The sequence below is a fragment of the Deltaproteobacteria bacterium genome (genome assembly GCA_016874755.1).
Lineage (GTDB): Bacteria > Desulfobacterota > Binatia > UBA9968 > UBA9968 > DP-20.
Map to the genome: position 1 here is coordinate 165,222 of VGTH01000002.1, position 12,196 is coordinate 177,417.

Here is a 12,196-nt window from a genome sequence, read left to right on the forward strand (position 1 = left end):
CCGCCGGTCACCGGGGTCTAACGCGGCTGCGGTTTGGCAACCGTCACGCGGACCTTGCTCTGCGGCGCCAACCTTTCCGGCGCGCTCACGACGACCGATTGATGCTCCTCAAGGCCGTCGACAACCTCACTCATACCGTCTCGATACGCGCGCACGGTAACCGGGACCGCTTCGGCTTGCCCGGTATCGGTTACGACATAGACGAGGGTTTTGCTTTCGCCGCGCACCAGCGCGCCACTCGGAACTAGAAGGGCATCGCGGTTGCCATCGGACTTCAGCAAATAGGAAACCCCCATCCAAGGACGTAGCTGGCGCTGTCTATTCGGCACTTGAATTTCGGCAACCCGTTCTTTGGCATCGAAAAGCACAACTTGCCCCTGGAAAACTTTTTCCGCCAATTCTTGTGCCGTGACAACCACACCCATGCCTTTGCGCACCACTAGCGCTTCTTTCTCAGAAAGTTTGAGCGATAGCTTCAACGGATCGACCACCGCGACGCTTAGAATTGGCCAGTTGTTCTGCACGTAGGCGTTCGCCTCAGCGAACACATCGGTCACCACACCCGTCAACGGGGCCGTCACCAACGGGGCTTTGAGCACGTAGCGCAATTGGGCCAGAATCGCTTCCTGTTGATCCATTTGATTCTTTACCAGGTCCCTTTCAGCACGCGCGGTCTCAAGCAGCGTTTTGGCGCTGCCCAGCTCTTTTTTGGCGATCAGATCGCGGCCGAAAAGATCACGGAGTTTTTCCAGCTGCTTTTCAGCCTCTACCAAGCGCGCTTCTTTTTCGCGCAGGGGCGCCTGCAGATCGCGGATTGTCGACTCGACTTGCTCGAGCCGCTTTCTCGCCTCGCCGATCTTGAAAGTGACAACCGCTTGCCCGGCGGCAATCGTATCGCCAATCTTGAAGTTTAATTTGTCGATGTAGCCTGAAACCGGCGAGAGGGCCTGCTCCTCGCGCACTGGCAATAGCTCGCCAGTGGCAGCGATCTCGAAGGGGATCGAAACTTTTCTGACCGGCTCGACCGTAACGGTGGGAATGACTTCTTGCCGGACCGGCGCAGCACCGGATTTATTGAAATTGACAAGCTCCAGCAGTTCAGCACGCTGGCTGATGAGCGCAATCACCACGACCAGCGCGAGAAACCACCATCCTAAAAACCAATTCGCCATTTGCGCGCAGCCCAAAGCAATAGACTAGCAAGCGCGGGGCAGCAAAGCGACCCTATCGCTTGACCGCCGCGCCGAAATTACAGGATTGCGCGCTAATCTACCTTTTCTGAGGCCAATTTCCTCGCTGGCGCGGTATCCCCAGCGGCGTGTGGTGCAGTGGCGCCCCGGCCTAAGCCAAACCATCTACGAAACATGTTCGGCAAAGTAAGAAAGATCTGTTGACACTTCTCCAAGTAGAGATACACAACCGGCGTAATGTAGAGCGTCAAAATCTGCGAAACAATCAAACCGCCGACGATGGCTACTCCCAACGGCTGCCGCGCTTCGGCCCCGGCGCCCAAGCCAACCGCGATGGGAACGGCGCCAACGATGGCTGCCATGGTCGTCATCATGATCGGCCGGAATCGCACCAGCGCCCCTTCGTAAATCGCTTGGGCCGGCGCTTTGCCCTCGTTGCGCTGCCCTTCGAGGGCGAAGTCGATCATCATGATAGCGTTCTTCTTGACGATACCGATCAGCATGATCAAGCCAACGAACGCGTAGATGCTCAGATCCATATTAAACCAGTAAAGCGCAATCAATGCGCCGAGGCCGGCCGAAGGCAAACCCGACAAGATCGTCAGGGGATGGATAAAGCTTTCGTAAAGAATTCCCAGGACTAGATAAACCACCAACACCGCGAGAGCCAATAGCAACCACAAGCTTTTGATCGACGACTGAAACTCCTGCGCCGTGCCTTGAAAGTTGGTGGTAATCGAGCCTGGCAGGCTCTCGCGCGCCAGCCGATTGACCCGATCGACGACGTCGCCGAGCGCGACCCCTTCGCGCAAGTTAAAAGAGATCGTCACCGAAGAAAGCTGGCCGGAATGATTGACCGACATGGGGCCGGCACTGTGGACGATTTTGGCGATGGCGCCGACTGGAATCATCGGCTGTGCCGCCGCCTGCTGGCCGGTGGTCGAACGAATATAAAGCAGTGACAACGCCGACGGATCGCCCTGGTATTTGGGATCAAGCTCGACGATCACGTCGTACTGGTTACTCGGCGTATTGATCGTTGAGATGCGCCGCGACGCGTAGGCGTTTTGGAACGCCTCTTCGAGCATGCGCGGTGAGATGCCCTGGGCCGTCACACCCATGGTCGCGGCTTTCTCGCGGTCGAGCACCACCGACAATTGCGGATTCTTTAGCTGCAAATCGCTGCCGACGTCGCGCAAATCGGTGAGCCCGCGCATTCTTTCTTCAAACTGCGCCGCGTGTTTGTAGAGTTCCGTCGAATCGGGGCTTTGCAACGTAAATTGATATTGACTGCGGCTGATGCGGCCGCCGATGCGGATCACCGGTGGATTCTGCAGCGATGCGCGAATACCCGGCACTTGGTTCAAGCGCGGCCGCATGTCGCGGATAATCTCATCGGCCGTCAGCGAACGGCACGATTTGCCGAACCAACCCTCGGTACAATGGGTTTTCGGTCGCTCCGAGCGATCTTTAAGCTTCATAAAAACCCGCCCGGTGTTGCCGGTAAGGCTCGCGCCGCCGACGCCAACGCTCGACATATAGGATTCCACGTTGGGGTCGCGGCCGACGATCCTGGCGATCTGCTGTTGGTATTGCACCATCTGGACGAAGGAGACGCCCTGGGCGCCTTCGGTGTTGACGATAATCTGGCCGATGTCTTCGCTGGGAATGAAACCTTTGGGCACCAGGCCAAACATGTAGATCGTCGCCACCAGCACCAGGATCGAAGAGACCATCGTGGTTATACGGTGTTTCATGACCCAGCCGAGGGTGACTTCATAGAGGCGGGTCATGCTGTCGAGACCCTTTCCAAGCACCCGATACAGCCAGCCGTGTTTCTCCTCATGGGGCGGCCGCAGATAGCGGCTGCACAGCATCGGCGTCAGGCTGAGCGAAATAAATCCCGAGACCAAGATCGCCACGCAGAGGGTGACGGCGAACTCGCGCAACAGCCGGCCGAGCATGCCGCTCATAAACAAAATCGGGATAAACGCGGCGACCAGCGAGATCGTCATCGACACAATGGTAAAGCCGATCTCTTTGGCGCCCTTGATCGCGGCATCGAACGGTTTTTCGCCCAACTCCATATGACGGACGATATTTTCCAAGACCACGATCGCGTCGTCGACGACGAAGCCCACCGCCAATGTCAACGCCATCAAGGACAGATTATTCATGCTATAATCGAGCAGGTACATGACGGCAAAGGTGCCGATGATCGACATCGGCAACGCCAAACTAGGAATGATGGTCGCCGAGACGTTGCGCAGAAACAGAAAGATCACCAAAATGACCAGCACGATCGTGCCGATCAAAGTCAGCTGCACGTCGTGCACCGACTCACGAATCGCCTGGGTGCGATCGAAGAAAACGTCCAACTTGATCGATTGCGGAATCTGCTGTCTGAGTGTCGGCACCAATTCTTTGACCGCATCGACGACCTCGACGACGTTGGCGCCGGGCTGGCGCTGAATGCCAAGAATGACCGCCTTCTTGCCGTTGAACCAGCTCGCCACGCGCCGGTTCTCGACACTGTCGATCGCCTTGCCCAAATCTTGAACGCGCACCGGCGCGCCGTTGCGATACGTCACCACCAGATTTTGATAGCCGGCGGCGTTCACCAGCTGCCCATCGGAAACCAAAGTGTAAGCCCGGTTCGGCGCATCCAACGTGCCCACCGGGAGATCGACGCTGCCACGCTGCACGGCGTTGACCACGTCATCGATGCCGACCTGGCGTGCGGCTAATTGATTAGGGTCGAGCTGGATGCGCACGGCGTATTTCTGCGAGCCAAAGACGTCGACTTGTGCGACCCCATTTACCATCGAAATGCGCTGCGCCAGAATGCTCTGCGCGAACTCATCCACAGTCGACAGCGGCAGGGTTTCCGAAGTGAGCGCCAATAAGAAAACCGAATTGTTGGCGGGATTGACCTTGCGATACGACGGCGGACTCGGCATGTTCGGCGGCAGCTCGCGCGCCGCCCGGGCGATCATCGACTGCACGTCTTGGGCGGCCGCGTCTATGTTGCGGTTCAAGGCGAACTGCAAAGTAATTTGGGTCCGGCCCAGGGTGCTCGATGAGTTGATCGAATCGAGGCCGGCAATCGTCGAGAACTGCTTTTCCAGCGGCGTCGCCACCGCCGACGCCATCGTCTCCGGGCTCGCGCCAGGCAGCGTGGCATTGACCGTAATCGTCGGGAAATCCACGGTCGGCAGGTCGCTCACCGGCAAGACGCGATAGCCCATGATGCCAAAGATGAGAATGCCGACCATGACCAGGGTGGTCGTGACCGGCCGACGGATAAACAGCTCAGACATGTTCATGATTCACCCCGCGCGTCGCCTTTGCCTCGTGCTTCGCCGTCGTTCTTGCCTTGGCCGCGCCGTCCTCGGCGGCCCTCGCCTTTTTGCTCCTCACCTGAACTACTCGCTTTTTCTTTTACTTCGCCGTCCGCCGCCGCCTGACTCGCACCGCTCCGTTCACGTTTCATTTCCCCTTTGCCGGCGTCCTCGGCTTTGGCTGGCTCACCCTTTTCACCGTCCGCTTTCTGCCCGCCGCGACGGCCGCGCCGGCCTTGGCCCTTGCCTTCACCACCTTCTTTAGTCGGTTCTCTGATTTCGACTCGCGAACCTGGACCGAGCAGAAACTGTCCTTCTCGGACCACCTGTTCGCCCGCCACCAAGCCCTTCGCAATCACCGCTTCGCCTTCGGTCGTGCGGCCAATGGTCACTGGGCGCACTTCAACGCGGCGGTCCTCTTTGACGACAAATACATGCTGCCCGTCCGGCCCGATTTGCACCGCCTCAGACGGAACCACAACCACGCCCTTTTCGTCGGTTAACGTTAACGCAACGTTGACAAACTGCCCCGGCCACAGGCGCCGCTGCTTGTTGACGAACACCGCCTTGAGCTTGACCGTGCCAGTCGCTCGGTCAACCGCGTTATCGACAAACTCGAGTTTGCCTCTCTCCGGCCTACCCTCGTCGGCATTGAAACCAGCATCCACCTGGAGCTGACCGCGCCCCATGTAACGCTTCAGTTCGATCAGGTGCTGCTCCGGCACGGAAAAGGTAACGTTGATCGGGCTCACCTGGTTGATGACCACGAGTGGCGCGCCGTCGTTAACCCGCACCAAGTTGCCTTCGTTAACCAGCAGGCTGCCAACCCGGCCATCCATCGGCGCGTAAATATAGCAATAGCTCAACTGAACTTTGGCGTTCTCCACCGCTGCCTTCGAAGCAGCGACGGTCGACTCCAGGGCGTCGGCAGTTGTACGAATCTGTTCGTATTGTTCGCGTGAGACGTACTGCTTTTCGACCAGCTCGGCGTAGCGCCGCGCCTGCTCGCGAGCGTTTTGCAGCTGCGCCGTGTCACGCGCCAGCGTCGCTTCGGCTTGTTTTAACGTCGCTTCGAGGGGACGGGCATCGATGGTGAACAGAAGCTGGCCTTGTTTGACGTCTTGGCCTTCCTTGAAATGGGCTTTTTGCAGCACACCGGTGACTTGGCTCTTGACCGACACCGTGGCGTAAGGCTCGGCGTTACCAACGGCGCGAATCTGCAAGGGGATCGACTTTTGCGCGGCTGTTGCGACCAGCACCGGGACGGCTTCGCGACCGCGCCCGCCAGCACCGCGGCCGCCACCACCCTTGCCCTCGCCCTTGCCTTGGCCGCGCCCGGCACCGCCTGCACCGCCCTTTTCTCCGCCCTCCGGCGCGGCGGCAACGCCTTCGCCTTTGACCGCAGGTTTGTTTAGCGACCAGGAGGAGTATTGCTGAAAACCAACAAATCCGCCAACTACCAACAGGAGCGCAACGGCCCAAAGCGAACGCCTCATAGAACCAGCTCTCCTAAATCACGGCTTGCTTGCCTGTTCTTTCCTCAAAATACTCACAAACCAATGGCCCGCGTGAACTGGGCATCGGCAATCTTATAGTCGTAAAGAGCTCGGACATAGGTCGTTTGTGCGTCGGCGTAGCGCACCTGAGCATCAGAAACCTCTATAATGGAGCCAACCCCAACTTCGTATCTGCCACGAGCCAGGTCGAGGTTTTCCCTTGCCGCTTTGGCGGCCGCCTCATTGGCCTTAATGCGCTCGCGCAGTTCCACCAAACGAAGATAGCTCTGCTCCACATCGAGGGCAACCTGCTGCCTTTGCTGTTCTTCCTGCGCCTTGATGACGGAATAATTGTGCAGAGTTTCATCGACTCGGTTGGTGGTGCGCAAGCCATCGAAGATTGGCAGACTTAGAGTCAGCTGCACTTGCCAGCTCGGTTTCAGCGGAAAGGTGTTAACCGTATTCTTGTTAACGACCTCGTTACTGACATGCCTCCTCGCATAGTTGCCGTCGAAAGTTAAATCGGGCAGATGGCCGCGCCGGGCTACGGCAATGTTTTGATCCTGTGCTCTGAGTTGCGCTTCAAAGCTTTTTAGCTCGGGCCGAGTCTGATAGGCCAACTCGCGCGCCTCGTTCGACGAATAACGGATGTCGGTCACGATCGCTTCTTCGGCCAAAGGACGGTCAGGCAAATCGCGCAAACCGAGCGCATTCTTCAATGTCACCCAAGCTACCTGAACGGCGTTGCGCGCGGTGATCTCATCTGCCAACGCGGTAAAATAATCCGACTCCGCACGGGCGACGTCGATCCTCGCGCGGGTGCCAACCTCAAAAAACCCGCGCGCCTGTTTGAGCAGCAAATCACGGCTCTTAACCGACTCTTCGCGTACGTTCACAATCGCCCGTGCTTGCAAATAACCGTAGTACGCGGTCTTGACGCCGAGCACGACGGCGTCGGTGGTGGTCTTGAAGTTGTGCCCCTGCGCGCTCAACGTTTCGCGCGCCGCCTGCACCGCGCCTTCGCGTTTGCCAAAATTATAAAGGGTAAACGTCGTACTAAATTGCACCGAAAAAAAGTCAGAGGCGCTGGCGGCGATGTTGGAGCCGCCGCTTTGGTTGCCGGTCTGATAGCGGTCGGTCATCGTCAACGTGGGGAAATAAGCCGCCATCTGTTGTCCGACCACAGCTCGCTGGGCGTAGATGCGCTCGCGCGCGGCACTCAGGTTGGGATGATTGGCGAGCGCGATCAAGAGCGCGTCATCGAGCGTCAACAGGTTCGCCGGCGGCGTTTGAGGCTGCGTTGGCTCGGTTGGCGTAGCGGTGCTTGCCACTCCTGGGGCAGTCTTCTGGCCCGTCAATGATGGCGGCGTAGCCGGCGCCGCTGCTGCAAGCTCGATAGTTCGCTGCGGCTCGGTCGGTGACGGCGCTTTTTCCTGCACCGGCAAACGAATCAGCTCGCCTTCACGCAAGTTGTCCCAACGCTGGCGCCCGGGATTGAGCTGATTTAATTGCGCTGTGTACTGCTGCAGTTTGCTCTCGTCACTAAAGTTGAGCTGTTCGCGCAAAATACGCGTGAGATGGTCCCCCGCCTTGATGCGATAATAGATGGTCGCGTTGTCGGCCGGGCTAGCCGCAGGTCGCGCCCAGGTAGGCCACAACAGGAACGCAAAAAGCGTCAGCCCGCATATGTTAAACGTTCGAAATTTAAGGCCCAACCCGATCATACCCCTCTCCCTGAGAGCAGCGGCGTCAACCTTATACTCTTTTTTTGGCAAATTAAAATAGGTATTTAGATATATCCTGGGGGCCTACCCAAGGAGCGAACCGAGCAGACTTGTGGCAAGCGGGGCGGCTGGTTTGCGGCGCATGCGCCGAATTAGCGTTTGCGCAAAAGTTCGAGCTGGCGGCGCGCGTCACCGAAGCCCGGATTGATCTTGAGCGCCGCTTCGAATTCTTTTTCGGCTTCGGCGTTGCGGCCGCGCTCAGCGAGCACACGGCCCAACTCGTAGTGGGCGATTTCATCATCGGGGCAAAGCGCCAGACCATCGCGATAAAGCGCGACGGTCTGCTCTGGATCGGTGGAGCTTTGCGCCTTGTCAAAGTAGTCACGAAAAGCGCGGCTGCAATCTTGTTGCTTTTGATCCTGAACTTGCTTGCCGGCTTTCAGCGCCTCAATGTCCTGACGCTGCTTGGCGAGCTCTTGGTTCTGCTGGCGAATTTGTTCCGCCTGCCGCTCCAGGGTCTCACCCAAACAACCCGACAAGCTGATGATCAAAACGAAGGCAACTGGGAGACGCCATCTATTTGTCATATCAGTGTCATTCGTCCTATCCGCGTTGATCCTCTAACGCCAAAAATATTTTTTCCGCTTTGATCGGCAAATCTTTGATGCGCACACCGCAGGCATCGAAGATCGCATTAGCGATCGCCGGCGCCACCGGGATCAGCGCGCTCTCGCCGATGCCCTTGGCGCCGAAGGGTCCGTTCGGGTCGGGAGTCTCGACCGCGATCGGATCGATCACCGGCGGCATATCACCCAGCGAGGGCAAAACATAATCGACTAAGTTGGGATTGATCAATTGCCCGTTGTCGTAGGCGATCTCCTCGAAGATCGCTTGGCCGATGCCGGTGATCACCGCGCCGGCGAGCTGCTGTCGGCAGCCCAAAGGATTGAGCGCTTTGCCGACGTCCACCGCTGTCGCGTACTTGAGTAGCTTAAACTTGCCCGTATCGATATCGACTTCGACCTCCGCCGCACCGGCGGCGATGAACCAAAAAGCCGAGGTGCTTTTTTCGCCGAAGTCATTCTTAGTCGATGTTTTCACCTGCCCATCGCCGACCAGCGTGCCGCCCTGCATGCCGAAGCGCTTGAACATGACTTCCGAATAGTCGAGCACAGTTTCCGGCAGACGAATCTTGCCGTCGGCAAAGCTGATCTTATCGAGCGGCACGTTGTATTCCTTGGCGACGATTTCTTGCAACTGGCGCTGGATATGCTGTGCCGCCAGCTGCACCGCTTTGCCCATGTGAAACGTCGAGCGGCTCGACGAAGTCGTCAAATCGTACGGCACGACGTCGGTATCGACGCCGAGGACTTGGATATTCGCCATCGGAATGCCGAGCTCTTTGCCAGCGATCTGCGCCAAAACCGTCTCCGACCCCTGCCCCATCTCCACTGTGCCGGCGTAGATCGACAGGCTCGCATCCTCATTCATCTTGACGACAGCGCAAGAAATCGACGGAGTAATCGTCGCCTTAATCATCGCAGCAAGCCCTTTGCCGCGCCGCACGCTTGACCGGTTTTCCTGATCTCCGAGTCCCCGCGTCTCCGCGTCTCGAAGTCTGTCTTGCCGTTCCCATCCAATCGAATCAGCAACGGCAGTGATACACTCCTTCAACCCCACCGCGCGCAGCGTCTCTTCGGTGACGAACTTGTCGCCCTCGTTGTAGCCGTTCTTCAAGCGCAGCTCGAGCGGGTCGATTTTCAACGCCGCGGCGATGATGTCCATCTGCGACTCGACTGCCCAAGCGGATTGCGAAACACCAAATCCGCGGAACGCTCCCGCCGGCGGTTTGTTCGTGTAAACGGAGTACGAATCGATCTTGAGATTGGGAATCCGATACGGCCCCGCCGCCGTGTAGCCAGACTTCTTCGCCACCCGCGGGCCGATCTCGGCATAGGCGCCGGTGTCGAGATGAATCTCGCACTCCCGCGCCAGTACGGTGCCGTCGTTTTTTACGCCGGTCTTCATGCGAATCACCGCGGCGTGCTTGGTGATGGTGTAGAAAACTTCTTCGCGCGACAGCACCACGCGCACCGGCCGTTTCGCCTTTTGCGCCAGCGCTACGGTGATCGGCTCGACTTTCGGATAAACTTTGCCGCCGTAGCCGCCGCCCAGGTAGGGCACGATGATCCGTACCTTCGACACCGGCACTTTGAAAATATTGGCGAGCTGGGTGCGCACCACGAACGGATTCTGCGTCGTCGCCCAAACAGTAATGCGCCCGCCCGGCTCCACCGACGCGATGCAGGCATGGGTTTCCAAAAAACTATGCTGGGTGGCCGGCAATGTGAAAGTATCTTCGAAGATTTGATCGGATTCGGCGAAGCCTCTCTTGATATCGCCGCGGTCGAGCTTGAAGTGCGTGCAAATGTTGGTGCCGTCGATCGGTTTGATCTCAGCCAGATCGGCGAAGCCTGAACTCGGCAGCTTGACCGACTCGTGCACCAACGTCGCGCCCGACTTGAGCGCATCCTGCACGTTGAGCACCGCCGGCAATTCTTCGTAGTCCACTTCGATCAAGCGCAGCGCTTCATCCGCTGCGTCGGCAGTCAACGCGGCCACCGCCGCCACCGGATCGCCGACATGGCGGACCTTTTCCGTCGCAACGATGGTCTGATCTTTGAACACCGGCCCATAAAACGGCTCGATGCCCTGGTCCTGCAAAATATCGTCGCGGGTAATCACCGCCACCACACCCGGATGTTTACGCGCTTTGGCAGCATCGATGCGCTTGATCCGCGCATGGGGAAACGGGCTGCGTAGAATCTTGCCGTGGCACATGCCCGGCACGCTCATATCCGCCAGATACTGCGCCTGGCCGGTGACTTTGGTCTCGTAATCGAGCCGGCGATAGGTTCTACCGATTTCGGTGGGCTCCATGCTAAATCCTCTTAAGGGGTGAGGCGTAAGGGGTTAGGGGTTCCAGAAATCGTCTCACGCCTTACCCCTCACGTCTTACGTTCTTCAACGCTTGCATAATCTCCTGATAGCAACCGCAGCGACAAAAATTCCCCGCCAGATATTCGCGAATCTCCTGCTCCGATGGCTTGGGATTTTCGTCGAACAGGGCTTTCGCCGTTAGAATAAACCCCGACGTGCAATAACCGCACTGTAGCGCGCCGAACTCCATGAACGCTTGTTGAATAGGGTGCAGTGTGTCGCCCTGGCTCAAGCCTTCGATGGAAGTAATCGAACAGCCCTCCGCATCGACCGCCAGCACCGAGCAAGCGCTCACCGGCTTGCCGTCGAGCAGCAAAGTGCACGCGCCACAAACTTGGATATCGCAGCCAAGTTTCGCTCCGGTAAGGCCCAGCTGGTCGCGCACGGCTTCTAATAAAGTCGTGCGCGGCTCGACCTCAAGGTTGCGTTCTTGGTCGTTGACCCTCAATGAAATAGATTTCTTCATGGGCTAGCTGCGCAACGCCCTTTCATAAGCTGCGGTCACTGCCCGTTTCGTCAGCGCCCGCACCACAGCGCGCTTATAGCGCTCCGATCCACGAATGTCGCTGATCGGTTTGCATTCTTCGGCTGCCGACCGCGCGGCTTGCTCGATCCAATTCGTGTCCAACTTCTTTCCAACCAGCAGTTCTTCACCTTTTCTGGCCCGGATCGGCGTCGCACCAACGCAGCCCAGAACGATTCTTACCGCCTTGCAAACTTCACCGTCGAGCGTGACCCGCGCGCAGACGCCGACACTCGGTTTGTCAACGACCGAACTGCTGGAAAATCGAACGTAATCGATGCCCGAGCGCGCCGGTAGCGATGGCAAAACCACCTGGGTAAGAATTTCATCCTCCGCCAAACTCGTCTGATAATAATCGACGAAAAAGTCATCGAGCGACAACACCCGCTCACCCGCAGGTGAAGCGATCTTCACTTTACCGTCGAGCGCCATGAAAATTTGCGCCAAATCCGTCAGCGGCTCACCGGAGGCAAGATTGCCGCCGACGGTAGCAACATGGCGCACGCGGATGTTGGCAACTTCTTTTTCCGCTTCGCAAAGCACTGGAAACTTCTCTCGCGCCAGCGCCGAAGTTTCCAACTCGCGATGAGTAACCAGAGCGCCAATGATCAGCCCCTCTTTGGCGTCGAAGCGAATCCCCTTCAGCGCATCGATCTTTTTTATATTCACCAGCGCCTTCGGCTCCAGCAACCCTTGCTTCATCACAATGCCAAGATAGGCGCCGCCGGCATAAACCTTGGCGTCGCCGCCGTGCTGTTTGAGCAACGCGCAGGCTTCGTTGACCGTGGTCGGTTCGAGGTAGTCGAAGTTTTTCATGGATCTAAGACATCCGCGCGCGGAGACCGCTAAGGACGCAGAGTTCGGAAACTTAAATTATTCTCAGCTCTGCGCCCTCAGCGCCTCTGCGCGAGAAAATCCTCTT

General features: G+C 58.1%; 8 protein-coding genes. All 8 read right to left on the reverse strand.

Translation table 11 applies throughout. The features are described from left to right. Window positions 1-17: 17 nt before the first annotated feature. The 8 genes from FJ145_01920 to FJ145_01955 all read right to left on the reverse strand — a co-directional run bounded on the left by FJ145_01920 (window position 18) and on the right by FJ145_01955 (window position 12,090). A complete protein-coding gene (locus FJ145_01920; GenBank protein ID MBM4260175.1) occupies window positions 18-1,172 on the reverse strand; it encodes an efflux RND transporter periplasmic adaptor subunit in 1,155 nt (384 codons plus the stop codon). A gap of 92 nt (window positions 1,173-1,264) precedes the next feature. Next, window positions 1,265-4,516 carry an efflux RND transporter permease subunit gene (locus tag FJ145_01925; GenBank protein ID MBM4260176.1) on the reverse strand — a complete coding sequence of 1,084 codons (3,252 nt, stop codon included), beginning with the start codon at window positions 4,514-4,516 and terminating at the stop codon, window positions 1,265-1,267. Next, the gene (locus tag FJ145_01930) at window positions 4,513-6,027 is read right to left on the reverse strand and encodes an efflux RND transporter periplasmic adaptor subunit (GenBank protein MBM4260177.1); all 1,515 of its coding nucleotides are present in this window, start codon (window positions 6,025-6,027) and stop codon (window positions 4,513-4,515) included. Before FJ145_01930 ends, FJ145_01925 begins: the two co-directional genes overlap by 4 nt. A 53-nt stretch (window positions 6,028-6,080) precedes the next feature. Then, the gene (locus FJ145_01935) at window positions 6,081-7,751 is read right to left on the reverse strand and encodes a TolC family protein (GenBank protein MBM4260178.1); all 1,671 of its coding nucleotides are present in this window, start codon (window positions 7,749-7,751) and stop codon (window positions 6,081-6,083) included. A gap of 152 nt (window positions 7,752-7,903) precedes the next feature. Then, complete coding sequence (locus FJ145_01940) at window positions 7,904-8,338, reverse strand: tetratricopeptide repeat protein (GenBank protein MBM4260179.1); 435 nt, start codon at window positions 8,336-8,338, stop codon at window positions 7,904-7,906. A gap of 16 nt (window positions 8,339-8,354) precedes the next feature. Continuing rightward, entirely contained in the window at window positions 8,355-10,691 is a 2,337-nt protein-coding gene (locus tag FJ145_01945) for a xanthine dehydrogenase family protein molybdopterin-binding subunit (GenBank protein MBM4260180.1), read from the reverse strand. Between the two features lie 61 nt (window positions 10,692-10,752). Beyond that, window positions 10,753-11,217 (reverse strand): (2Fe-2S)-binding protein, encoded by a 465-nt coding sequence (locus FJ145_01950; protein ID MBM4260181.1) that lies wholly within the window; start codon window positions 11,215-11,217, stop codon window positions 10,753-10,755. A gap of 3 nt (window positions 11,218-11,220) precedes the next feature. Next, window positions 11,221-12,090: a xanthine dehydrogenase family protein subunit M gene (locus FJ145_01955; GenBank protein ID MBM4260182.1), complete on the reverse strand. Its 870-nt coding sequence runs from the start codon at window positions 12,088-12,090 to the stop codon at window positions 11,221-11,223. Between the last annotated feature and the right edge of the window lie 106 nt (window positions 12,091-12,196).

Bases quoted from the DNA above. Each gene is read 5' to 3' on its own strand.
- FJ145_01935 (MBM4260178.1), bottom strand. From the start codon at position 7,751: ATGATCGGGTTGGGCCTTAAATTTCGAACGTTTAACATATGCGGGCTG.
- FJ145_01920 (MBM4260175.1), bottom strand. From the start codon at position 1,172: ATGGCGAATTGGTTTTTAGGATGGTGGTTTCTCGCGCTGGTCGTGGTG.
- FJ145_01945 (MBM4260180.1), bottom strand. From the start codon at position 10,691: ATGGAGCCCACCGAAATCGGTAGAACCTATCGCCGGCTCGATTACGAG.
- FJ145_01925 (MBM4260176.1), bottom strand. From the start codon at position 4,516: ATGAACATGTCTGAGCTGTTTATCCGTCGGCCGGTCACGACCACCCTG.
- FJ145_01940 (MBM4260179.1), bottom strand. From the start codon at position 8,338: ATGACAAATAGATGGCGTCTCCCAGTTGCCTTCGTTTTGATCATCAGC.
- FJ145_01955 (MBM4260182.1), bottom strand. From the start codon at position 12,090: ATGAAAAACTTCGACTACCTCGAACCGACCACGGTCAACGAAGCCTGC.
- FJ145_01930 (MBM4260177.1), bottom strand. From the start codon at position 6,027: ATGAGGCGTTCGCTTTGGGCCGTTGCGCTCCTGTTGGTAGTTGGCGGA.
- FJ145_01950 (MBM4260181.1), bottom strand. From the start codon at position 11,217: ATGAAGAAATCTATTTCATTGAGGGTCAACGACCAAGAACGCAACCTT.